We start from the raw sequence: 24888 nt of genomic DNA on the forward strand, positions 1-24888 counted from the left end.
CACAAAGGAAGCAGAACTATGGAAATGATGATTGAAGACTTGATGGAACAAATGATTGAAATGGGTGGTTCGGATATGCACTTATCTGCTGGCTTGCCTCCCTACTTCCGCATTAGTGGTAAACTCACACCCATTGGCGATCAAGTCTTGACTAATGATCAATGCCAAAGATTAATCTTTAGTATGCTCAATAATACCCAGCGTAAAACTCTAGAACAAACCTGGGAATTAGATTGTTCTTATGGCGTAAAGGGTTTGGCACGTTTTCGGGTGAATGTTTACAAAGAACGAGGCTCTTATGCAGCTTGTTTACGAGCCTTAAGTTCCAAAATTCCTAACTTTGAAAAACTAGGTTTACCAGATGTTGTCCGAGAAATGGCAGATAAGCCCAGAGGCTTAATTTTGGTGACAGGCCCTACAGGTTCTGGCAAAACAACAACTCTCGCCGCCATCATTGACTTGATTAATCGTACTAAAGCCGAACATATTTTGACGGTAGAAGACCCAATTGAATTTGTCTACGAACCAATTAAAAGCTTAGTTCACCAACGGCAGTTGGGCGAAGATACAAAGAGCTTTGCTAACGCCTTAAAAGCTGCCCTCCGGGAAGATCCAGACATTATGCTGGTGGGGGAAATGCGGGATTTAGAAACAATTTCTTTGGCAATCTCCGCCGCAGAAACAGGTCACTTGGTATTCGGCACACTACACACTAGTTCCGCCGCCCAAACAGTTGACCGGATTATCGACGTTTTCCCTCATGAAAGACAAACCCAAGTACGGGTACAGTTATCTAACTCCCTCGTCGCCGTATTTAGCCAAACTTTAGTACCGAAGAAAAACCCCAAACCAGGAGAGTATGGCCGAGTCATGGCTCAAGAAATTTTGATTGTGACACCGGCTATTTCTAACTTGATTCGAGAAGGTAAAACTTCACAGATTTACTCAGCAATTCAGACAGGCGGTAAGTTAGGAATGCAAACTCTGGAGAAAGTTTTAGCTGATTACTACAAAGCCGGAACAATTTCTTTTGAAGCAGCAATGTCTAAGACTTCCAAGCCCGATGAAATTCAACGTTTGATTGGGGCATCAACACCCCCAGCCGGAGCAAAACCTGGTGCTGCTAAAGCTCACTAAAATTTCATGTTGAATCAGACAAGTAATAATTAATAGTCAATTATTAGTTGGCTATTAATTATTGCTGATTTACCAAATTTAAAATTTTGAATTTTGAATTCATCTATCTATGCCAACCTTCATCGCCAAAATTCGAGATCCTCAAGGAAAATCTCGAACTGAAAAAATCGTTGCTGAATCTCTAGCCGAAGCCCGGACTAATCTTAGAGATAAAGGTTTTTTAGTTCAAGAACTCAAACAATCTCAAGGCTTGCCACTCAGTTTTGATTTCCAAAAAATTAAGAATTCATTTGTTAAGGTTCCAATTAAAGAAAAAGCGGTTTTTTCTCGACAACTTGCGACCTTAGTCAATGCGGGTGTTGCCATTGTGAGAGGTTTGGGGGTACTGGCAGAGCAGTGTACCAATCCAAAGATGAAACAAGCACTCATTGATATTAGTAATGATGTGCAGAGTGGTGTCAATCTTTCCGATTCTATGCGGAAGCATCCTGACTGTTTTGATGGTTTGTATGTCAGTATGATTCAAGCTGGCGAAGTTGGGGGTGTTTTAGATGAAGTACTCAATCGTTTAGCGAAGTTACTAGAAGATGTAGCGAGACTACAAAACCAGATTAAATCCGCACTAGCTTATCCAACTGTGGTAGGTTTTATTGCTGTTAGTATCTTTGTTGGGATGACAGTTTTTCTCTTACCTATTTTTGCAAAAATATTCACGGAAATAGGTACAGAATTACCTCCTTTAACACAATTTTTGATGACATGTAGTGAAATTTTAAGAAGTTGGAGAGTTTTCATTATTATTGGTGCTTTTGTTGGAGCAAAATTTGCCTATCGTCAGTACTATAAAACTCGTGTTGGCAGAGAAACTATTGATCGTTTATCTCTAAAAATGCCTTTATTTGGTGATTTGATTCAAAAATCTTCCGTAGCTAGATTTAGCCGGACTTTTGGTTCTTTGACTCGTTCAGGTGTGCCGATTTTGACTTCCCTAGAAATTGTCCGAGATACATCAGGAAATCAAGTTATTGCGAATGCGATAGATGGCGCTCGTTTAGAAGTTCAACAAGGCGGGATGATTAGTCTTGCTCTCCAAAAGGCAAATGTCTTTCCAGCAATGGCAATCCAAATGATTAGTATTGGTGAAGAAACGGGGGAATTAGATGGGATGTTAATGAAAGTTGCTGACTTCTATGAAGATGAAGTTGAGCAAGCAGTAAAAGCTCTCACTAGTGTTCTTGAACCAATCATGATTTTGGTTTTGGGAAGTATGGTTGGTACTATTTTGATGTCGATGTATTTGCCGTTATTCAAGGTGTTTGAAAAGCTGGGATAAAAAGCGAAAGGATGAAGTTTCATACTTCATCCTTCACACTTTATACTTCATACTTTATAAAATTATGCCTGTACAGAAATCTCACTATGAAGCCAGCTTGGCAGAGTATAGCAATCATCAAGCGGCGATCGCTCTCCTCAAACAACACCGACCATACCTAGAAATGATTCCTAGTTTGCGTCGCCCAGATGAAAGCTTAATTACTATTCCTTTACCTATTGTTCGTCTGCGTAAAACTGTTTCCGAGGTTCCCCAGGCAATTTGTCTACCCTGTGATGTGGCAATTTTAATGTGCGATCCAGAATGGAAAATTAAAACAGGAGCCGAAATCTTAATCTTTATTCACCGCCCCCATGAAGACTTTTCTGATTTGTTGGGACGTTGGCGACAAACCCAAATTTTCTTAGATCAAGACTATGAATGGTTAATGCCACCTCGCCATAGTCACATATTAAGTGAAGGAGCAAATACTATATATCCGTTGTTTGTAGTGTTTAGTGAAACATCAGAACGCATTCAACGAGGTCTTATCGGTGCAGAGTTGCCATTTGTGATGCAAACATCATATTTGCTATTGGAAGAAGAACGAAGAGAGGAAGAGGGGCTAGAGGCTAGGGACTAGAGATTAGGGGCTAGGGTTTAAGAGGAGAAGAAACAGCCCCTTAATCTCTTCTCTACTTCTAGCCTCCAGCCTCTGGCCTCCAGCAGCTTATTTCACAAACTGAGGCATGATTTCAGCTGCGGTGAATATGCCGTAAATACCGCGTTGATGTAGTTGCATTCCCGCTTTAAGATAACCGAAAGCTGGGCCGCAGACGTTTGCTGCCATACTGGTTTCATCGCCTAATGTAAAGGTATGGGTGGAAATTTTACCTTCAAAGGTGCGCCCTGTAACTTTAACATTGGTGCTGAGGGGCTTTTTGGGATTGCGGGTATCCACTACACCGCCAACAGTAACGCGATCGCGTGATACTATTCCAGCTAACTCTAACATCACATCATCGGCGTGTTCCATGTTTTCTAAGGTCAACACGCCATTGGTTTTATCTAGTAATGCTTCTACCTCTGCGTCAGTCATTGCCCGTGCAGTTTCTACGGTATAACCGGGTATATGACCGATATCTTCTCGCACGGTAGCGCGGTAAGCTTCCCAGTTAGCAATACCGACACCAAAGGTAATCTCGACTTTGTGAATTTCGGCGTAGCTTTGGGCGGCTAAAGCAGCAGCAGCAGTTAACAGTCCTGGTGTTGCACCACATCCTGTCATGTAGGTAATACCTGCGGCTTGTAGTTCGTCTTTCATGGCAATTAGCTGTTCTACCGCACTGGTGCGCTTAATTGCATCCACTAACACACCGCGCCAACCAGATTGAATAAACTGCCGCGCTACGGAAGGAATAAAATCATTGGGTAGGTTGGGCAATGCCAAAAAGTACCCATCTACAGGTTGATTTGTATCAATTAAATCTTGAATACTGTTGTTTGTTAATGTCCCGACTGGTTCTAAATAACCTACAGAACCTTGAGATTGATAAATGGCAATGCAATCTTTAAAATTTAACCCTTCCGCAGCGTAAGCATAGCCTTTTTGATCTGCCACTGCTACTAAAGTCATTTCTCGTTTACCAGCAAGTACTTTGGCGGCTGCTTGTCCGAGTCCACCAAAACCCAGTACTCCCACACGTAACGCTGGCGCAAGATTGAGATTTTCTGTACTCATAGTGAATTTCTGAAGTTGAATCAAAAGCTTGGAGTCTGAACCATCTTGGCTGATGGTGGTTGCTCCCAGCTATAAAGGTTAATTATGCTTTATTATCCTGGTTTCTTCCCCAACCAGATCAGTTTTTTACCAGAAATTCTTGCTTGGTAATTTGGGTTTGGGCAAATTTTCACGCAGATCACCTGAAAAAGCGAGAGAAAGAGGATGATCGTGTTAAAGCTGAATAGGTGGAGGATATTCAGGGAAAATATTGATGCTGCGATCGCAATTTCAGAGCAAACACAACCCATCGACCGTAGCAAAAATAACTATTTCTGCAATGCTTTGATTTCTTGGACTATCCTGTTATAACCTGATTGGTCGCCTTGTTCTTGAAATAATTTTTCAGCTTTTTCAAAATCTCTCAGTGCTGATTTTTTATTACCTAGTTGGACGTTGACTAAGCCCCGATGATAATAGGCTAAACCATCGTTAGAATTAAGTGCGATCGCTCTATTAAAATCCAGTATTGCGCTTTGATATTCTTTCACTTTCACCCGCGCTAAACCCCGTCCATAGTAAGCGTAGTAGTTTTGAGAGTTAAGTTTAATCGCTTTTGTGTAGTCTGCGATCGCGTCTTTGTATTTACCCAACCCGAATAAAGCAAATCCTCGGTCATAATAAGCATTAGCATCTTGAGGATTCAGCGTGATTGCTTGACTCGAATCTGCTTGGGCTTTTTCATAATCTCCTAAGCGAGAAAACGCATCACCCCGATGGTTATAAGCCAAAGAATTCTGGGGATTGATTTCCAGGGTTTGAGTTAAATTATCTACAGACTCTTGATAGTTCCCTTGCTCATATTCACTGACACCTTCTTGATAAAGCAACTGTTCACTATTAACTGGTGTTAACCAGTGGCTAAACCAGCCGATAAACATAGCAGCCAACAAACTAGCAATTCCGAAAATAACAAATTTAAACTTTTGAATCTGTAATGTTTGTGGTTGATATTGTTGATTTTTTAATTCTTGCAGGTCATTGATCACATCGGTTACAGACTGGTAACGTTTCTGGTAGTCAAACCTGACCATTTGATTAATAATGCGTGTAAATTCTCGGCTAACTTTTATTGTTCGATCACGCCAGATAATTTCACCTGTTAGTAAGTTTTTTTGACTTTGTAATCTTGATACTTCTTCGTAAGATAAGCCCATAATTGCTGCGATCGCAATCATGCCCAAAGCATAAATATCACTGTTATAGTGTGGTTGTCCTTGTAACTGCTCTAAAGGTATATATTCTAAATTACTAACTGTAGTCGTCACCATTTCCTTGAGAGAGCCAAAATCAACTAAAACTAATTTATTATCTGAGTGTCGGCGAATAATATTTTCTGGCTGAATATCTTGGTGAATGATACTATGACGATGTATAAACAGTAAAATGTCTAATATTTCTAATAACAAGTTAATAACTTGGTCTTCTCTCAGAGGAAACCCTACTAAGATTTCTTCAGCTAATTGATGTCCATCAATTAATTCTTGAACTAGATAAAATTCTTCATTGGATTCAAAATAATCAATGATTTTCTGGATTCTGTCATTTTCCTGGGCTAGTTGTTTTAATATCTTAGCTTCCTGGAAAAAAGACTTTCGCAACCAGGCTAAATTTTGCAGATGATGAGTTTCTGGGCGTAGTTGCTGAAGAATAAATAACTGATTAGGAATTTGAATATCTTCAACTAGATAGATATTTACCGACTCCTCTATGTACAATAATTGCAGGATACGGTAACGTGTACCCAGAATTTGCTCATCCATATATAAGCTTTTATACGAATTTAAGTAATTATATACTGATATTATTACCAGTATAATTTTTATGGGGATCAAATAGTTACAAAAAATCTACAAAGATGCAGAATACTCTTAATTCATCTCATTAATTTTCAGAACTGGCATAAAGCAGTATAGCTAAAACTTTGATATTCCACCATTCTCAATAGCTTTAATTGTCAATCTGAGGATTACTGAGTAACTACTCAATAATTAAAAAATGTCGTAATTGCCGTGGGATCACTCATGACAGGCTATTGCTCAGTACGGTAAAAGAGTTGTAATCGAATTGCTATAAACGCCAAATAGCTTGAACATCAACTTATTCAAACGTAACCAAAATCAAGTAACTGCGACCAAGCGTCAGTTTCTGAAGGCGCTACGTCGGCGTGATCCTGCGGCTATCCAAGGCTTAACGATGCGATCGCAAAATATAATCGGCGAAGAAAAATTAACCCATATCGTCGATGAAGTATTGCGTGAGTGTGATGCTGACAGCCATAGTTGGTTTTTTACTAATTTTCTAGGGCAATTTAGATATCAACAGATGCAGCAAGCTGCTCAAAATAATGTCTTTCATATACTTGTTACCGCAGGTTTAGAACCAGGAAAGGACTTTAGTTTTGGGCTAGATGGTGAGATGATTGTCAGCGATCGCGCCAAGCAAATCTTACTCGATCACCTCCCGCACGAACAGCGAAAACTGTTTGCGGCACAATTGCAAGTCTCGGCAGTGGCAGATCCGATTGTGGCAATTGAAAAGCAATTGGGCTGTCCTTTTTATCAAAATTTAACTAAAATTGCGGCGGATAAAGTCAAGCAACTAAATAACAAGCAAGCTGCTGCTTATTTAGGGGTCTTACTGGCTGGTTTAGTCAAGCGCCATCCAGCCCTGCAAGATGTGGACTTTCCCACAAAGTTTATTTTGAATACTCTGCAAAGCTTACCACAGCAGCGAGCCACAGCTATATTAAACGATCCCGAAACCGATCCGCAGTTTGATGAAGTAATTATCTTCCAAGATTTATTAGCCGCAATGGCAGAAGCGGAAACCAGCGAAACAGAAAACGTTAATAGCTTAGAACAACTCAAAAAACTCGATAGAGTTTGGTGTGGTGAATATCGCCTTGCCGAAATCGTCGCCAGCTTGGAAGAGTTATCTAGGGAATAATAAATCCCCAGATAAAATTACGTCAAACCTTGAGTTTGGCTAAGTTTATACTGGCACTACGAATTTCTCGCTACCAGCAAGCTCAAAGGCTGCATGAATCGCTTGTAAAGCTTTCACGCCTTGTTCTTGGGCGACAACACAACTAATTTTAATTTCTGAGGTAGCAATCATTTGAATATTGATTTGGTGTTGCGCCAACGCTTCAAACATTTTGGCTGCTACACCTGGCTGTGCTACCATCCCTGCGCCGACAATGCTAACTTTAGCGATCGCACTATCTAATACAACTTCACCCCAACCTAATTCTGCTGCAACTTGAGTTAGCAGTTTTTGGGCAGTTTCCCCGTCCATCCGTGGAACTGTAAAAGCAATATCCCGTTTGGGAACACCATCAATGATGCGACAGCGTTGCGATTGAATAATCATATCCACGCTGATATTGTGTTGTGCCAATATGCCAAACAATTTCGCCGCCATTCCTGCTTTATCAGGAACTTGGCGAATCGCCAGACGTGCTTGGTTCAAGTCTAAGGCAACACCGCAAACGGGGCGGGAGTAGGGAGTGGGAGAGGAAATGGCAGACAAGGGAGAGGGGGTAGACAAGGGAGAGATATTTTGTCCTCCTTGTCCTCCTTGTCGTCCTTGTCTTTCTTGTCCCCCATCTTCTAGCTCAATCTCAAAGGCGTTACTGAGTGCAGTAACGGCGCGATCGCAGTCTACAGCATCAACTACACAGCTAACTTTGACTTCACTGGTAGAAATCATTTGAATGTTTACGCCTGCTTCAGCAAGGGTAGCAAACATTTTCGCCGCCACCCCAGGACGGCCAATCATCCCGGCACCTGCAATACTGACTTTAGCAATGTCTTGTTCTACCATCACTTCCGCTTCGTCTGATTTGGGGTTGGATGGATTTCTCAGGGCGGGTGCGATCGCTGCTGCTACTGCTTCTGCCCGTTTTAATATTGGTGTAGTGACTGTAAAGGCAATATCGTTACTATTACCTTCATGGATTGATTGAATAATTAAGTCTACATCGACGTTTTGCCGAGCAATTTCTCCAAATAACTTGGCTGCTACCCCTGGCTTATCGGGGACTCGTAACAAAGCCACCCTGGCTTGATTGGTATCAAATTCTACCGCATCCACAGGACGGGCAATTTCCAGATTGATTAGCGATCGCTCTTGGGGTTTGGAAGATGTTACCCAAGTACCGGGGTCATCTGTCCAACTAGACCGCACTACCAAAGGTACACCATAGTTCCTGGCAATTTCCACTGAGCGCGGATGTAATACTTTTGCCCCCAAGCTTGCCAGTTCGAGCATTTCATTACAGGTAATCGCATCCATCAACTGGGCTTCGGGAACTAAGCGGGGGTCTGTAGTTAAAATCCCTGGTACGTCTGTATAAATTTCACAAAAATCTGCTTGGATTGCTGCTGCTAATGCCACGGCTGAAGTATCCGAACCACCACGTCCCAAGGTAGTAATTTCTAATTCTCCAGTGCTGGATATGCCTTGAAAGCCAGCTACCACAACTACTTTACCTTCTCTAATATGCCGCAACAGGCGGTCTGTTTCGATGCGTAAAATTCGGGCGCGGGTGTGTTCAGCTTCTGTTACAATTCCTACTTGTGCGCCAGTCATGGAAATTGCTGGTTGTCCAATTTCTTGCAATGCCATACTGAGTAAAGCAATCGTCACCTGTTCCCCAGTAGATAGCAACATATCCATTTCCCGGCGATTAGGATTTTGAGAAATTTCGTTGGCTAGTTTGACAAGTCCATCTGTAGTTTTCCCCATTGCGGAAACTACGACAACCAAAGAGTTTCCGGCTTTAACTGTTTTAGAGACACGCTGTGCAACAGCTTGGATGCGTTCGACTGAACCGACAGATGTACCACCGAATTTCTGAACTATAAGCGCCATATCTTTGTCTTAAATGAAGTTTGCCTACTTTCATCAAGGCTCCTACCGGGTTAGGAAGCTTTGAAGGCATTAGCAGTAGTTATTTAGTTTACAGAAAATATTGGGTAGTTTGAAATTTTCATAAAAATAAAAAAAGGCAAAAGCCAAAGAAATTTTCTTTTGACTTTTGCCTTTTTACTGTTTACTTATATTTATTCGCCTGCTGCACGCTTAACTTGTCGGGATTCCAACCACAAGGGAATGACAATCACAGCAACTAAAATCAGTAAGGCTGCGATCGCAAATTGGCTTACCCAAGCAACTAATTGTTCTAAAGAAATTACTCTGCCTGCAAAAAAAGCTAATGTCACCATCACAGCCGCCCAAGTGGTTGCGCCTGCTAGGTTATATAAGAAGAATTTTGGGAACGGTATTTCTGCAATTCCAGCTAAAGGAGCCGCAAAAATTCGCAACAAAGCGAAAAACCTACCAAAAAATACAGCTTTAATAGCATTTTGACTAAATTGCTCTTTAATATTGAGTAATTTTTCTTCAGAAATTCTAAATATTTTCCCGATTTGCAACAGGAAAGGCCAGCCTCCCAGTCTACCAATCCAATAGCCGCAAGCACCGCCAATCATAGCACCTGCAACAGCATCACCCACAACTAACCAGTAACTTAGTTCATCACTACCAGCTAGAAACCCACCGACAAGGGTGACGGTTTCACCAGGAAGAGGAATGCCCAAGTTTTCTAGTAAAATTCCCAAAAAAATTGCCCAGTAACCATACTGGTGAGCAAATTCCTGGATGTTTTCTAGTGAAATAAATTCAAGAGACATCCCGCACCGCCGCCTTTACAATTTTTTACCTTTACTCTATCTTGGCGTGTTTGTGGCTGGAGTGTCAATCAACGTACTGTTTTAACAACTCTTATTAGTTTTAAGGGAGCAGAGGTTAGAGGCTGGAGGTTAGAGGTTAGATAAATTTACTTCACTGGCATAGAAACCGCAGTATATTGCCTTACTGATAGCTTAGGCTTGATGATAATTATAACTTATTTGGTATTGACTATTATGCTTTTAAGCGGTACTAGCACAGTTGCATAGTATCTCTAACAAATCAATAAATTTTTTATGAAAAATTTACAAAAATCTCGCTAAATTATGAAAATTTTGTAAAAGCTATTATTGATACTGAATTTACTAGGCGTTTGTGCCTATATTTAGAAGAGTTAGTACAAATTATTACGGCATGAATACGTAAGCTAATTCAATCAAGTTCACAGCACTTGCGAGTTAGCAGTTTTTCATTCTTGGAACCGTGCAGTATTGATGTCAATTTTCATTTTGTCCAGTAGTTCAACTACCCAGATAAATACATGACTATCGCACAAGAATTGCAAGTGGTTTTATTTAAACCCCAAGGGAGCATAGACTTGCAGGGTGGTATGGCTCTTAGCCAAAGTATGGCAGAAGTAATACCCCAGCCTGATCAACTTTGGGTCATTGACCTCGCAGAAGTAGATTTCATGGATAGTTCTGGTTTAGTGCCGTTAGTTAAAGCACTGACAACAGCCCGACAATGCGGTTGTCGATTAGTGATTTGTAATGCCAAAGCGCCTGTAAGGTTAATTTTAGAACTGACCCAGTTGGATTCGGTTTTTGAAATTTTTAACACTTACGAAGACATCACCAATGTGATTAATAAACAGCCTTTGTCATTAGCAAGCTAACTTATTATTATAGCAATAAAAATGGTTGGTGTCTAACAAGAACAATTACAGCGTTTTTCGATTGAGTGCAGTACAAGTTGATCGGGGATAGAGGCTAGAGGCTGGATTGATGTACCTCATTGAAATGAAAAATGCTGTAATGTTGATAGCGATCGCTAGATTGCTGTAGGGCTAAAATTTTGCACCCGCACAAAGTCAATAAAATAAAAGTCTCAACTTACGAACAGTGAAGACTTTGAGAGCCTGTGATTGCAGGCTTTATTTTTTTAAGCATTTTGTACCGCCGAAACATTTCCTTGTCCTGTAGCAGGGCGAGGAAAGTTCGGTAAGTCAATACCACTGTGGCTGGAGTTACGAGTTTTTAGCGCCAAACGATAGCTGACACTTTGCAGTTCTGCTTGCAGCTTGCGGTTTTCTCTTTGCAGAACGGCAACTTTTTCTCTGATGGGAGTCATTCGTTCCTCAAACTTCCGGCGATAAATTTGAGGTAATTCTTGTACTACCTGCTCCAACATCCGGCTGCGGTCTGTTAATTCTTGGACAGACTGGCGCAGTTGATAAATTTCGCCATCACGAGTGGCGATTTGCTCTTGATAAAAAGTTACCTGCTGCTCAACAGCTTGTAATTGTTCTCGTAACGCTTGCAACTGACTTAAATCGCGCTCTGATTCAGAACGTTGGGGCATGAAATTAGCATTGCCCTTCACCAGCCGAAAGAGTTCTTGAGATAACTGCTGCACTAATTGGTCTCGCAGTTGCAGCTCTTGGCGCAATTGCGAGACTTCTTGAGAGAGAGCTTGGATGTTGGGTATGTCAGTTTGGCTCACAGTGGCTTACAGCTCCCGTTGACGAATCTTGGATCATCTTAGGTATAACGGCGATCGTACTGCCTTTGGCAAGTACTTGTTAATTTAGCATTCCCAACCGAAGCACAAAAAAGTCAAAGGTAAAAAAAATTTTTGTTTTACTGTATCCAGTACTGAGTTTTGTAGTATAAAAACTCAGTACTGGGTACTTAATTATGTCCTTAGTACAGTATGGCGTAAATCAAGCAAGCAATTGAAACAAGTGCAAAACTGAGAAGAAAAACACTCTTTCTTTTTACGTTTGCCTTCTTACAAAGTTAGGCGGGACGGAAACCGACACCGCCTACTTTGCGCTTTTTACGTTTGCCTTTTTGTACTATGCAGTTACGGCAACTTTTTCTGCTGCTGGTGCTGCAACTTCTTGCTTGATGGTCAAGTAGCGAATTACTTCTTCACTCAAACGCATAGCACGTTCTAAAGGAGCAACAATGGTTCCTGGCCCGGTGTAGTTTAGTTGGATGTAGATTCCATCCCGTTGCTTTTTGATTTCGTAAGCCAGACGACGCTTACCCCGATTTTGAATTTCAATATTTTCGGCACCTTGCTCTTGAATCAAGGTTTGGTATTTAGCGATCGCTTGATCTACCTGTTCGTCATTGAGATCAGGACGCAGGATATACATTGTTTCGTAAACTGTGGACATGAGTTGAAAATCCCCTTTTGGACAAGTTGGCTGCTTGCGTTAAATGATACAAATATTCCTAGAGAATATTCGTACACTTCAACATCTGAAGCAACAAGGAACTATAATTTTACCAGTTTTTTATATGAATCATCAGCAAAATCTGCCGAAATTCGTACTTTAGCCAAAAGTTATTTTATGGATGAGAAGGAGTCAATGAGAAAAAAGGGGGTAGAGGGGGACGGGATGTTGTACCTATTTGCCTGCTCTACGCAGGGGATCTGGGTAAAATTCTCTCTTCTGCTCCCCATCACCGAATCTTGCTCCCCCCTGCTCCCGGCTCTTTTTGCCCCGCCTCTTCCGGTAAACAACCGCAAATTAATTGATCTATTGGCTGAACCAACAGGTATGCTTCCCAAAGGGGGCTATTAACTCCTGACTTTCATTGCTGAAGATTCTTTGTGCTTAAAACTCTTAATTGCAGACAATAAGGATATTATCAAGGTTATGGCACAGCGTTATGTGCGAGTTCAAAATCCAGAAGGCAAAATTTACTATGGTTTGCTCCAACTATCTCTGAATGTACAGGTGTTGGATGCGCCGCCTTGGTTACAGGGACAACCAACAGATTTAGTGTTAGCACCCGATAGTTACCAAATTCTGTCTCCTTGCGCTCCCTCAAAAATTATAGCGGTTGGTAAAAATTATGCAGACCACGCAGCAGAGATGGGAACATCTGTACCGAGTGAGCCATTGATTTTTCTCAAACCGCCAACATCGATTATTGCGACTGAAGCCAATATCAAATATCCCCTTCAGTCTCACAGAGTTGATTATGAAGGTGAATTAGCCTTGATAATTGGCGATCGCGCTTGTGACTGCACCCCAGAAGAAGCTCAAACCAAAATTTGGGGTTATACAATCGCTAATGATGTGACAGCGCGAGATTTACAACAAAAAGATGGTCAATGGACGAGAGCCAAGGGGTTTGATACCTTTTGTCCCCTAGGCCCTTGGATTGTCCGAGAATTAAATCCAGGTGCAAGATTGCAGACTTTCATCAACGATGAACCAAATCCCGTACAATCTGCGGGGATTGATCAGATGGTTTTTCCTCCTGATGTTTTGGTATCTTACATCAGTAAAGTGATGACCCTGATACCAGGGGATGTGGTACTAACGGGTACACCATTGGGTATTGGCCCTTTGCACATAGGCGATCGCATCCGAGTAGAAATCGAAGGCATTGGTCGTCTAGAAAACACCATCGTAGCCCGTTAAGCTGTGCTGAGTCACAAAACTAGCCCCTAGCCTCTAGCCTCTAATTCATACATCCAGTTACCGTACCTGCATATAAACAGCATCGGAAATTGCGGGAATTTCTGCGTAACGTCCCAAAAGCGACTGGATGACTGAATATCCTACTGCTGCTACGATGCCAAGGAAAATAGTGCTGTAGAGAGTTTGCAGGGCAAAGCCACCATTAGGAATTAGCCCTACAATATCAGTCAGGATGCCACACAAAAAGATAATAATGTCTAACAGAATTGCTTGCATGGTGTTGAAACGAATGAAGTGGGAAATATTTTCGTTTCTGACTACTAACAGCCATAAAGCAAAGAAAATAATTAATCCAGCAAATCTGACACGCCTATATAATGACCATAAAATTAGTACAGGCCCAAACACAACTGTCAGCGCCGGGAACTGTTGTAACAAAACAAAACCAAAACTTAGTACCTCAATCAAAGGTAGTAAATAAGGTAAACAAGCAAAAATGCGATCGGAAAAGTTTGTCGAACCACGCCAGGCCATTTTGCGTTCTCCTGTGGCAGAATTTTCAGAGTTACTTGAGCCTAGGATAACGCAGTTGTCTAGTCTCCCAGAAGCGAGAATCAGCGAATCTCGGCAATCCGAAAGCCCATGATACACTCATACTGCTCTGGTTGTTGTTCGGTGAGTTTGCGAATAGCTTGACCACAATGCAGTTGTCCACCATTCCACCGGGGTTGACCACTCCTATTCGCCAGTACACAAGACTGACACACCTGCTCAGGAGCAAGGATTTGATCATCCATTAAAATGACTAACATCCAACAACCTCCTGTAAATTTCCAAATTATTGATCTTGGTTCAGCTAAAAAAATTTTTGTTGGTAGCTCAAAAACTGCTGGTGACAGAATTTACCCAAGTTCTACATCAAAGCCAAATTGCTTTGGTGTAAAAATTCAGCACTCAGGAGTCAGAAGTCAGAATAATAAAGTCCAGTAGTAAGTCAGGAAATAAATTTATCAAATATTGTTCCTGATTCTTTAACCCTTCTGACTCCTGAATTCTGACGCTTTGGTTTAGCTGCTTAGTTGGGCTGTGCTGCTCCTCTAAAGTTGTTTTTGAGAAAAATGAGGTTAATCGCCAAAGATTCCTCAGTGAACCTTAACTTTATTTTATGTTGAGTTTTTCGGAGATTGAGTTATGAAGTCATAACTCAATACATAAATTTTTAACCCAATGTTAAGTAATGTTTGTTGTATTCTCTAGATAACTGTTAAGTTCATGTTCCAGAAAGAGCTTTATAATAATTAACACATCAATGGGACTTAATCGGGCTGGGAGCTAAGTAATCAATTTTAGTTACTACCAATAGTGAATAGTCGGCAGTCAATAAATCTGGCAATGTAAACCTTTGACTGCGAGTTATTACTTTGAAACTCAGTTCCAAAAAATACCATTGTCCAAATTTCCACTAAGGATAGTTAAAGTGACTAGGACTAATTCAGATTTTCTTGCATCTTCTGACCCCGCGATCGCCGGATTAATCAATGAAGAACTCCAGCGTCAACGCGACCACTTAGAGTTGATTGCGAGTGAAAACTTTACCTCTGCGGCTGTACTGGCGGCTCAAGGTTCAGTCTTAACTAATAAATATGCTGAAGGACTGCCCGGTAAACGTTATTATGGCGGCTGTGAATTTGTTGATAAAGTCGAACAAATTGCCATTGACCGAGCTAAACAAATGTTTGGTGCGGCTCATGCTAACGTCCAACCCCATTCCGGCGCACAAGCCAACTTTGCAGTTTTCCTGACTTTACTCGAACCAGGCGACAAAATCATGGGGATGGATTTGTCTCATGGTGGACACCTGACTCACGGTTCGCCTGTTAACGTTTCGGGTAAGTGGTTCCAAGTCAGTCACTACGGTGTTAGTAAAGAAACAGAACAACTCGACTACGACCAAATTCGAGAGCTGGCGTTAAGGGAGCGTCCAAAGCTGTTGATTTGTGGTTATTCGGCTTATCCTCGGATTATTGACTTTGAAAAATTCCGTAGTATTGCTGATGAAGTTGGTGCTTATTTACTAGCGGATATTGCTCACATCGCTGGTTTAGTGGCTTCTGGCTTACATCCCGATCCCATTCCTTACTGTGATGTGGTCACAACGACTACTCACAAAACCTTGCGCGGCCCCAGAGGCGGATTAATCTTAACTAAAGATGCCGAATTGGGTAAAAAGCTGGATAAATCAGTTTTTCCTGGAACTCAAGGCGGGCCTTTAGAACACGTCATTGCAGGTAAAGCAGTGGCTTTTGGTGAAGTTTTAAAGCCAGAGTTTAAAACCTATTCTGCACAGGTAATTGAAAATGCACGAGCTTTAGCCACACAACTGCAAAACCGTGGTTTAAAGTTGGTATCTGATGGTACAGATAACCATTTGATGCTTGTAGATTTACGCTCCATTGGTTTGACAGGTAAACAAGCCGATCAACTGGTAAGCGGTGTAAATATTACTGCAAATAAAAATACCGTACCCTTTGATCCCCAATCACCATTTGTTACCAGTGGTTTGAGACTAGGTTCTCCTGCCATGACTACCAGAGGATTGGGTGTAGCAGAGTTTACCGAAATTGGTGATATTATTGCCGATCGCCTGCTCAACCCCGAATCAGAAGCAGTCGCAGCTGATTGTAAACGTCGAGTAGGGGCATTGTGCGATCGCTTCCCCCTATATCCCCACCTGCAAATTCCCGTACCCGCACTAGCATAAAGTCAAAAGTCAAAAGTCAAAAGGCAAAAGAATCATTGGTTTTTCCTTTTGCCTTTTAGCTTTTGACTAAAAAATCTTCTGCTGATAAAAACCGAAAATGTAGTAGATATTAAGTAGAACCCTCCCTCGGTAGAGTTTTGTCTTAACCACTACTTAATTTAAAATACAGATGCCTGCTCAGATTTATCATCTGATTGCCTTCCTGGTCGCAGCCGTAGTCGTTCTCTGGACTACGCCTGATATAAAAAACATTGGTATAAAAAGTGGAACTGTAGATAAACCCGGTGGTCGAAAAGTTCATGAACGCCCGATGGTACGTCTGGGTGGAGTTTCTATCTTCGCAGGTACTCTCATTTCTCTACTCATTGTTTGGTGGCTAGGTGGATTTGCCAATTTACCGCCTGACAAAGAATGGCAAATTTGGGGTGTTACCTTGGGGGGTTTGGGCTTTTTTCTCATTGGTTTAGCAGACGATTTACTCAATCTGTCTCCCTTGGGAAGATTGATTTTACAAGTAATCGTTGCTGCTGGCGCGTGGAAAGCAGGTGTAAGTATAGACTTTATCACAGTCCCCACTATCGGCATAGTTGACCTAAACTGGCTAAGTTTACCAATCACTGTAATTTGGCTGGTGGGGATGGTGAACGCTATCAACTGGATTGACGGTTTGGATGGTTTAGCGGCTGGTGTGTCGGGAATTGCAGCCATAGTTATGCTTTTGGTGTCTTTATTTATGCACCAACCAGCCGCAGCTTTAATTGCAGCTGCTTTAGCTGGCGCAGCATTAGGTTTTCTCCGCTATAATTTCAACCCGGCCCAAATCTTTATGGGAGATGGCGGGTCTTATTTTATGGGATTCACCTTAGCGGCTGTAGGCGTAATTGGTTTGGTGAAAGTTCCAGCCTTTACCGCCGTAATTTTGCCTTATTTAATTTTGGCAGTACCAATTTTAGATATGTCAGCAGTGATTTTGACACGCCTTCGCCGTGGTCAATTGCCTTGGGTAGCAGATAGATGTCACTTACACCACCGATTACTACAAGCTGGTTTATCTCATCGCTGGACTGTGTTATTTATTTATACACTCACGCTCTGGGTTGGCAGTTTAGCCTTAGCCGTAGCTGGTATCCCTAGTGGTATTGCTTATGCTTTTGGTGCTACTTCATTGCTAACTTACACCAGTTGGCGAGTTTGGAAACGCTCTCAGCAAAAGTAAAAACTAGCAAGGTAAAAGAAATACAGTATTATGAACTACCCCTGGCTAACTTCGTTTGAGCCAGGGGTTTCTACATCCCCTAGCGTAGCCTGAGATTTTTGACGCTTCATTTGACCCAGGTTCTTCATGCTTCCCGCAGTCTTACGGGTACATGAAGTAGAGCTAGAATCATCTGCATCTGCGAGGTTCGTTCCAAACCCCAGTAGTCGATTTGAGTGCCAAAGCAAAAGGACTTCAGATGATGCGATATCACGCTGTTGAGTGTATCCACAATTACTGCAAATATGCACTCGCTGGTCTAAAGTTTTCTTTTCTTGATGACCACATTTAGGGCAAGTTTGAGATGGTTTAATTTTCTTGGTTGGTGCTTCAACAAATACGCCACTAACATCGTCCAACTTAGCCTTAAGAGATTGTTTAATCATCCCCATACCAACATCAAGAATTGATTTATTGAGACCAGATTTCTGCTTTTTACGTTTGCCCTTCGTAGCTTTGGCACTTATGTTTTTAACTTCTAGTTTTTCAGTTACTACCGTGCTATTACCGCTAACTATTCGTGTAGTAATTTGATGAGCCCAGTTCTGCCTTTGATTAGCTACTTTTCGATATAACTTGCTAATCTGAGATTGAACTTTCTTCCATCTCCTAGAAGCTTTCTGTTTTTTCTTATAGTTAGGTGAACGTTTACGCCGCTTACCCTTACTTAATTGTTTGATTTTCTGTTCGGCATTCCTAAAAAATCTAGGAGCAGGAATCAACCCATTTTCTTCTCCATTAGTCCAAGCAATTGCATCATTGCATCCCAAATCAATTGCAACAACACCATCATCTGTTTTGCGGCTATTGCTTAATAGTTCATCATCTACATCTAAAACTATAGATGCGTACCATTTACCATTGCGGTGAACAATATCTAAAGCTTTGGGATGACCCCATAACCTAGCCTTACCACGCATTTGTATAGAACCAATTTTAGCCAGTTCTAAATAGCCGTTATCACCTGTACTGTGACATTTCCATCCTGTGAAAGATGGATAACCCCATCCAGAATAACGGCGAATTGATTTGAATTTAGGATAGCCACCTAAGCCTTTAAAGAAACGTGTAAATGCCAAGTCAACACGTTTCAAGGTTGCTTGTAATGCTTGGGAATTTATCTGTTTATATTCCGTCCAAACTTCTTTGAATTCTGGCAGGCAGTTCTGTTGTTCAAAGTACGAAACAGATTTGCCAAATTTCTTGTAAGACGTAATTCTATTAGACACTGCGGAATTATAGAGTTCCTTATGAAGTCTCCGGTGATAGTGCAATAAATCATTCACTTTTTTAGTTGGATATAACCTAAAAGTCGCTCTACGCAATGCCACTAATTACCACCCCCTTACAGTAATTGAGACTCATGGTATAGTACCATTAGCAAAATTCAGTTTTCAAGATGAAGACTCAACTGCCCACCATACCTGTTTCACCTGCTGTAAAAATTGGTATGATGGGCGTTTTGTTTTTGACGCGCTTACATCCCCTCCCTGCTTCGCGGAGGAAGGGGAATTACGCGAAATCTGTTAAAAAAGAATTCAGAAGTCAGAATCCAGAATAAATCAGTGGCGGAAAAAACCCACCATTAAGGCGCGAAAGACTTAGCTGGGTATTTCAAAGTTTATCCGCCCTTCTGACTCCTGACTTCTGAATTCTATTTAGATTAAGTCTGTTTCTTTTACCTTTTGCTTTAATTATTATGAGTGCAGAAATTATTTGTGTTGGTACTGAACTGCTATTAGGCGATATCCTCAACAGTAATTCTCAATTCCTCGCCCAACAATTAGCGAAACTCGGCATTCCTCATTATTATCAAACAGTGGTCGGGGATAATCCCGAAAGATTAAAGCAAGTTATTGAAATTGCTATTGCTAGAGCGAATATTTTAATTTTTACTGGTGGTCTTGGCCCGACACCAGATGATTTAACTTGTGAAACTATTGCAGATTTTTTTGGCGCACCTTTAGTAGAAGATCCAGAAATTATCGAAGATATTACTCAGAAATTTGCTCAACGGGGTCGGGTGATGACTCCTACTAACCGTAAGCAAGCTTTAATTCCCCAAGGTGCTGAAGTTTTACCCAACCCAACAGGAACCGCACCGGGGATTATTTGGCAACCTCGTCCTGAAGTTACAATTTTTACTTTTCCTGGTGTTCCTAGTGAAATGTACAGAATGTGGGAAGAAACAGCAGTACCGTTTTTGAAAAATCAAGGCTGGGGTAAGGAAATTATTTATAGCCGGAGTTTAAGATTTTGGGGTATTGGTGAATCAGCTTTAGCGGAAAAAGTGTCTTCTTATTTCAACTTACCCAACCCGACAGTTGCACCTTACGCCGGAAAGGGAGAGGTGAGATTGCGAATTTCTGCCAAAGCAGCATCAGCCACCGCCGCCGAGGAATTGATTGTACCTATTGAAAAACAACTGCAAGAAATTGCCGGCTTAGATTGTTATGGTGCTGATGATGATACTTTAGCTTCTGTGGTGGGTGAGTTGTTGCGTTCAGCAGGCGAAACTGTATCAGTAGCCGAATCTTGTACTGGTGGTGGACTGGGGCAGATGTTCACAGAAATTGCTGGTAGTTCTGATTATTTTTGGGGTGGGGTAATTTCTTACGACAACTCAGCAAAGGTGCGGTTATTGGGGGTAAACCCAGAAGATTTAGAGAAATTTGGGGCTGTGAGTCCTGTGGTAGCGGCACAAATGGCTATGGGAGTGAAAAGCCGCTTGGAAACTAGCTGGGGACTGAGTATTACTGGTATTGCTGGCCCTGGTGGCGGAACTGAGACTAAGCCTGTGGGTTTAGTTTATATCGGTTTAGCTGGGCCAAATAACGAAGTGAAAAGTTTTGAGCAGCGTTTTGGAACAATGCGCGATCGCAATTTTATTCGCCATTTAAGTGCATGTACAGCACTAGATTTACTACGTCGGCAATTATTAAAGCGGTAGAAATTTAGAGAGTAGGGAACTCGCCTATGCAACTAGAGTTCCTCAGCACTAAATAAAAGCTTGGGCATTGCTCAAAAGCAATTTGCTGTTTGGACAATGCCTTCAGCTAGTTGGGTATGTAGATTTGGCTGACTCGATTACTATTATGTCTAGCCGATGTATGAAATGATGTTGGGGTTTTTGTTTAACTTAGCGTATAACTTGTATAAGTTGTATACGAATAAGTAATCTGATACAGATTGTGGTGGTAGATTATGGCAAAGCGATCGCTCCAAGCATCGGCTGAAGGGATCAGAAAAGCAAAACAAGCCTTTAAACGCAAAGGCTGGACACAAGAATATTTAGCAGCTGAGGTAGGCTTAGAGACTCGCCAAGCCATTTGGAAGTTTTTTACTGGCCAACGGATAGACCGTCATGTATTTAACGATATTTGTTTTGCTCTGGAACTAGATATCGCAGAAATTGCCCAATCTTTTACCACAGACGAATCAGGTTTGCTAGACAGCCCTGCAAATCTATCATTAGATATTGAGACAGTTGTACACAAACTGCGGTCTGTGTATCACAAAAATATTCAAATGCAGTGTGGTACTGTGCAAATCTTGGATGTTGCCCAAACAATACAATTCCATGATATTTATGTTGATGTCGAAATTTTAGAAGAAATTAACAGTCGCAGATGGCTAGAAATTAAGAAATTTCCCCAGGTATGGATCAAAGAAAATAACTGCTTGGGTGTAGTTGACTGGCCGCAAACTAGAACTTCGGGAATAGCAGCCGTCAAAAAATATGACAAGCTGATGGTGCTAGGTAAACCCGGTATTGGCAAAACCACATTTTTGCAAGCGATCGCCAATAGTTGTAATCTGGGATTGCTTTACCCTGATTATTTACCCATTTTTTTGCGGTTAAAAGACTTTGCGGAAGATATTCGCGGATCTAGTCAAATTAGTTTATTTAACTATCTGTGTGAATCTTTTCTCAATTTGGGCATTAGTGAACAAGAATTAAATACAGTTTTCACACATGGACGGGCTTTAATTTTATTAGATGGCTTAGACGAAGTTCTTGAGAAAGATGTCAATAAAATCATCAACAAAATTCGGCAACTTACCGAAAAATTTTGTAAAAATAAAATAATTATTACTTGTAGACTGGGCATACAAAATTATAAATTTTATGGCTTTACCGAAGTCGAAATTGGCAATTTTACTCAACCGCAAATAGCTAATTTTGCCGAAAAGTGGTTTCTTGCTATTGCCAAACAAACACCAGCCTTAGCCAAAGAATTAGCCAGTCGCTTTATGCAAAAGCTGGAATTAAAAGAAAATTTACCAATTCTAGATTTAGCAAGCACCCCGCTTTTACTTAACTTTATTTGTTTGGTCTTTCAGTTTAACGAAGATTTTCCCAACAACCGCGCTGAAATTTATAAACAAATTTTGGATTTACTACTCACGCGCTGGGATGAAGCTAAAGGCGTTAAAAGAGATGAAATTTATCCTAATTTTTCATTGTTGCACAAAATTAAACTACTCAGTCATTTAGCAGCAATTACCTTTCCCCAAAGCAGTTATTTTCAGCCACAATCCCATCTGTGTCAACTAATTACAGATTATTTACTGCAAAATTTTAATCCAACTCACGATGCCGCAGCTTTAGAAATAGAAAGTGCATCTGTATTACAGGCAATTGAAGCCCAGCATGGATTATTAATGCAAAAGGCACTAGGAATTTATGCCTTTTCGCATTTTAGCTTGCAACAATATTTCACTGCTAAAGAAATAGTGACTAACCTCAATTCCCAAACCCTAGCAGCATTGATGAAGCACCTGAATAAAAAATATTGGCGGGAAGTTTTTTTACTAAGTGCGGGAATGTTAAACCCTGCCGATGAATTATTAAAATCTATGAAGGAAAAGATTGATAATTTATCTCGAAAAAATTCTAAAATACATCATTTTTTAATTTGGCTGATGCAAAAATCAGCCGCCGTCAAAACATCTTATCATGTAGCAAGTGTGCGGGCTTTTTACTTTACTCTGGCCTTGCCTCCAGAATCAGCTTTAGCCTGTAATCAAGAACTCGCTATACTTTTGGATAATCAGCTTGCAGGTAATCTCGCCACAGATTTAGCATTAGATTTGGCTTTAACGCATGGATTGACTGTAAGTTTAGGCATAAATCCAGATATTTTTTTACCAAGATTTTCGGCTTTGAGTTTATCTCTTGATCTCAAGCATTTGTTGGCAAATCAACCAGAATTGCTGACAGCATTGCAAAACCTTAAAAATCAGCTACCTTCCCCCAGTCAAGGTGGAGAAGTTTTGAAAATTTGGTGGCAAGACAATGGCAAAAACTGGACAGAAAGCTTACGTAATTGGATGATTACTAACCGCAAAGTTGGGCATAATTGGCAATTTAATTCTCAAGATTTGGAGGAGATACAACAGTATTGGGATGCTAACCAATTACTTTTAGATTGTTTGAAAACTGCCACTGATGTTTCTCCACAATTACGGAATTATTTAGAGACAAGTTTGTTTTTGCCTGGGAAGTCTGACGATTGAAATCGCGGCTATAAGACAATATGCTTCAGTTAAGTTTATGAGAGTTGATTTCTCAATTTCTGCTCTATCTATCAGATAATGAACAAGATTTGGGGGATTCTCCCCCAAACCCCCTCCAAAATCATTTTTTCGTTTTTTGTTGAATCATTATTTGTTGGTTTGGTTAAAATTTATTTTTCTTATACTAAATTGAAGAATGATTGCGACAAATGGATTACCCAAAAGCTTACCAGTCAATCCTTTCTCAATCCAAAATCTAAAATCAAAAATGGTATTATCTGAAATGTATTGGTATATAAATCAAACTTGAGATAGGCGACAAAAATTCCGTCTTAGTTCTAAATTACAAAAGTTGCGTCTAACTTCTCACGGTTATGAAATTTCTTCGTTGTTGTTGGTGGTTGGCTTTGTTATTGATGACAGCAGGTTGTAACCAAACTCGTGCTGTTTCTGAATCTACGCCTGCGCCTTTATTAGCAGCAAATACACAATCAAAAAATATTATCCGCACTGAACCGCTTGCGCCACAACCAATTCGCATCAATTTGCAGAAGTTACCGCCACCTTTCGCTACCAAAAGCGCCTCGAAGCGCCCAGAAGTAGTATCTATTCCCCAAAATCCGGTATTGCGCGTACCGCCAGGATTTCAGGTGAATGTCTTTGCAGAAGGTTTGGACGCACCCCGATGGTTGGCTTTAACTCCTAGTGGTGATGTGTTGGTAACAGAAACGAGAGAAAACCGCATTCGCTTGCTGAGAGATAGTAATGGCGATGGTGTGGCTGATGTGAGTCAAACATTTGCGAGTGCAGACAATGGCTTAAATATTCCTTTTGGGATGGCGTTTGCGGGGAATTATTTCTTTTTGGGGAACACTGATGAGGTTTTACGGTTTCCCTACAGCAAAGGACAAAAACAACTATCGGGGACTGGGACAAAAATTGCTGATCTTCCTGGCGGTGGTTATAACCAACATTGGACAAGAAATGTTATCGCTGCACCAGATGGGAAGAAGTTGTATGTTTCGGTTGGTTCTCGTTCTAATGTGGATGAGGAAGAGTTACCGAGGGCTTCTGTACAGGTGATGAATTTGGATGGTTCCCAAAAGCAAACTTTCGCCTTTGGTTTGCGAAATCCTGTAGGTTTGGATTTTCATCCAGTGACGAAGGAACTCTACACAACGGTAAATGAACGGGATGGTATTGGGGATGATTTGGTTCCTGATTATTTCACCCGCATTCAGCAGGGAGAATTTTATGGCTGGCCTTATACTTACTTAACACCAAATAAACTTGACCCCCGTCAAACTGCGAATGGTAAAAGTAAACGCCCAGATTTAGCCGCCAGGACTCGTACGCCTGATGTGTTATTTCAAGCTCATTCGGCGGCTTTGGGTGTGCAGTTTTACGATGGTAAGAGTTTTCCTGAAAAATATAAAAATGGCGCTTTTGTGGCGTTTCGGGGTTCTTGGAACCGCGATCGCGGGACTGGTTATAAAGTTGTATTTGTACCTTTTAATACCCAAGGACGACCACAAGGCAATTACGAAGATTTTCTCACGGGATTTTTGTTAAACCCCAGTACCCCAACTACTTGGGGAAGGCCTGTTGGTTTATTAGTTTTGCCTGATGGGAGTTTGTTAGTCACAGAAGAAGCTAATAACCGGATTTATCGCATTCAATATGTAGGTAATCAAAAATAGACTAAAAAATAGCAGCCGCCGATACAAGCTGATATCCGCCGATAATTTTAAATAACAATTAG

Annotated in this window: 21 protein-coding genes; 12 read left to right on the forward strand and 9 right to left on the reverse strand. The window is 41.1% G+C overall.

Annotated features, from left to right (window positions below):
• The first annotated feature begins 18 nt into the window (after positions 1 to 18).
• The 3 genes from H6G77_RS00575 to H6G77_RS00585 all read left to right on the forward strand — a co-directional run bounded on the left by H6G77_RS00575 (position 19) and on the right by H6G77_RS00585 (position 3092).
• A complete protein-coding gene (locus H6G77_RS00575; protein WP_190591481.1) occupies positions 19 to 1137 on the forward strand; it encodes a type IV pilus twitching motility protein PilT in 1119 nt (372 codons plus the stop codon).
• 109 nt (positions 1138 to 1246) lie between these two features.
• Entirely contained in the window at positions 1247 to 2470 is a 1224-nt protein-coding gene (locus H6G77_RS00580) for a type II secretion system F family protein (RefSeq protein WP_190591480.1), read from the forward strand.
• A gap of 64 nt (positions 2471 to 2534) precedes the next feature.
• Positions 2535 to 3092 (forward strand): hypothetical protein, encoded by a 558-nt coding sequence (locus H6G77_RS00585; RefSeq protein WP_190672524.1) that lies wholly within the window; start codon positions 2535 to 2537, stop codon positions 3090 to 3092.
• Positions 3093 to 3179: 87 nt separating this feature from the next.
• On the opposite strand, the gene H6G77_RS00590 is transcribed toward H6G77_RS00585, so the two are convergent.
• Both H6G77_RS00590 and H6G77_RS00595 read right to left on the reverse strand, forming a co-directional pair.
• A complete protein-coding gene (locus H6G77_RS00590) occupies positions 3180 to 4190 on the reverse strand; it encodes a saccharopine dehydrogenase-like oxidoreductase (RefSeq protein ID WP_190591477.1) in 1011 nt (336 codons plus the stop codon).
• Positions 4191 to 4498: 308 nt separating this feature from the next.
• Entirely contained in the window at positions 4499 to 5992 is a 1494-nt protein-coding gene (locus tag H6G77_RS00595; RefSeq protein WP_190870567.1) for a tetratricopeptide repeat protein, read from the reverse strand.
• 325 nt (positions 5993 to 6317) lie between these two features.
• On the opposite strand from H6G77_RS00595, the gene H6G77_RS00600 reads away from it, so the two are divergent.
• Positions 6318 to 7178 carry a hypothetical protein gene (locus H6G77_RS00600; RefSeq protein ID WP_190870568.1) on the forward strand — a complete coding sequence of 287 codons (861 nt, stop codon included), beginning with the start codon at positions 6318 to 6320 and terminating at the stop codon, positions 7176 to 7178.
• Between the two features lie 45 nt (positions 7179 to 7223).
• Here H6G77_RS00600 and H6G77_RS00605 read toward each other — a convergent pair whose 3' ends face one another.
• Complete coding sequence (locus H6G77_RS00605; RefSeq protein WP_190870569.1) at positions 7224 to 9107, reverse strand: aspartate kinase; 1884 nt, start codon at positions 9105 to 9107, stop codon at positions 7224 to 7226.
• Positions 9108 to 9298: 191 nt separating this feature from the next.
• Entirely contained in the window at positions 9299 to 9928 is a 630-nt protein-coding gene (locus tag H6G77_RS00610; RefSeq protein WP_190591472.1) for a DedA family protein, read from the reverse strand.
• A 539-nt stretch (positions 9929 to 10467) separates the two neighbouring features.
• Between H6G77_RS00610 and H6G77_RS00615 the strand changes: the two genes are divergently transcribed.
• Positions 10468 to 10821, forward strand: coding sequence for an STAS domain-containing protein (locus H6G77_RS00615; RefSeq protein WP_190672537.1), 354 nt, complete (start codon positions 10468 to 10470; stop codon positions 10819 to 10821).
• A gap of 266 nt (positions 10822 to 11087) precedes the next feature.
• Here H6G77_RS00615 and H6G77_RS00620 read toward each other — a convergent pair whose 3' ends face one another.
• Together H6G77_RS00620 and rpsF are read right to left on the reverse strand one after the other, a co-directional pair.
• The gene (locus H6G77_RS00620; protein ID WP_190591470.1) at positions 11088 to 11648 is read right to left on the reverse strand and encodes an Npun_F5560 family protein; all 561 of its coding nucleotides are present in this window, start codon (positions 11646 to 11648) and stop codon (positions 11088 to 11090) included.
• A gap of 355 nt (positions 11649 to 12003) precedes the next feature.
• The gene (gene rpsF, locus H6G77_RS00625; RefSeq protein WP_190591469.1) at positions 12004 to 12330 is read right to left on the reverse strand and encodes a 30S ribosomal protein S6; all 327 of its coding nucleotides are present in this window, start codon (positions 12328 to 12330) and stop codon (positions 12004 to 12006) included.
• A 3-nt stretch (positions 12331 to 12333) separates the two neighbouring features.
• On the opposite strand from rpsF, the gene H6G77_RS00630 reads away from it, so the two are divergent.
• A complete protein-coding gene (locus tag H6G77_RS00630) occupies positions 12334 to 12741 on the forward strand; it encodes a hypothetical protein (RefSeq protein WP_190870570.1) in 408 nt (135 codons plus the stop codon).
• A gap of 75 nt (positions 12742 to 12816) precedes the next feature.
• A complete protein-coding gene (locus H6G77_RS00635; RefSeq protein WP_190591467.1) occupies positions 12817 to 13590 on the forward strand; it encodes a fumarylacetoacetate hydrolase family protein in 774 nt (257 codons plus the stop codon).
• A 57-nt stretch (positions 13591 to 13647) separates the two neighbouring features.
• Here H6G77_RS00635 and H6G77_RS00640 read toward each other — a convergent pair whose 3' ends face one another.
• Together H6G77_RS00640 and H6G77_RS00645 are read right to left on the reverse strand one after the other, a co-directional pair.
• Positions 13648 to 14124, reverse strand: coding sequence for a Tic20 family protein (locus H6G77_RS00640; RefSeq protein ID WP_062298079.1), 477 nt, complete (start codon positions 14122 to 14124; stop codon positions 13648 to 13650).
• Between the two features lie 80 nt (positions 14125 to 14204).
• Positions 14205 to 14402 carry a hypothetical protein gene (locus H6G77_RS00645; protein WP_190591465.1) on the reverse strand — a complete coding sequence of 66 codons (198 nt, stop codon included), beginning with the start codon at positions 14400 to 14402 and terminating at the stop codon, positions 14205 to 14207.
• 665 nt (positions 14403 to 15067) lie between these two features.
• On the opposite strand from H6G77_RS00645, the gene glyA reads away from it, so the two are divergent.
• Together glyA and H6G77_RS00655 are read left to right on the forward strand one after the other, a co-directional pair.
• Positions 15068 to 16351 carry a serine hydroxymethyltransferase gene (gene glyA, locus H6G77_RS00650; RefSeq protein ID WP_190591464.1) on the forward strand — a complete coding sequence of 428 codons (1284 nt, stop codon included), beginning with the start codon at positions 15068 to 15070 and terminating at the stop codon, positions 16349 to 16351.
• Positions 16352 to 16520: 169 nt separating this feature from the next.
• A complete protein-coding gene (locus H6G77_RS00655) occupies positions 16521 to 17567 on the forward strand; it encodes a glycosyltransferase family 4 protein (RefSeq protein WP_190591463.1) in 1047 nt (348 codons plus the stop codon).
• A 35-nt stretch (positions 17568 to 17602) separates the two neighbouring features.
• On the opposite strand, the gene H6G77_RS00660 is transcribed toward H6G77_RS00655, so the two are convergent.
• Complete coding sequence (locus H6G77_RS00660; protein WP_190870571.1) at positions 17603 to 18937, reverse strand: RNA-guided endonuclease TnpB family protein; 1335 nt, start codon at positions 18935 to 18937, stop codon at positions 17603 to 17605.
• 368 nt (positions 18938 to 19305) lie between these two features.
• Between H6G77_RS00660 and H6G77_RS00665 the strand changes: the two genes are divergently transcribed.
• From H6G77_RS00665 to H6G77_RS00675, 3 genes are all read left to right on the forward strand, one after another.
• Complete coding sequence (locus tag H6G77_RS00665) at positions 19306 to 20556, forward strand: competence/damage-inducible protein A (RefSeq protein ID WP_190870572.1); 1251 nt, start codon at positions 19306 to 19308, stop codon at positions 20554 to 20556.
• 254 nt (positions 20557 to 20810) lie between these two features.
• Positions 20811 to 23126, forward strand: coding sequence for an NACHT domain-containing NTPase (locus H6G77_RS00670; protein WP_190673622.1), 2316 nt, complete (start codon positions 20811 to 20813; stop codon positions 23124 to 23126).
• 374 nt (positions 23127 to 23500) lie between these two features.
• Entirely contained in the window at positions 23501 to 24826 is a 1326-nt protein-coding gene (locus H6G77_RS00675) for a sorbosone dehydrogenase family protein (protein WP_190587811.1), read from the forward strand.
• Positions 24827 to 24888 lie beyond the last annotated feature (62 nt).

Source organism: Aulosira sp. FACHB-615 (assembly GCF_014698045.1).
Classification (GTDB): Bacteria; Cyanobacteriota; Cyanobacteriia; order Cyanobacteriales; family Nostocaceae; genus Nostoc_B.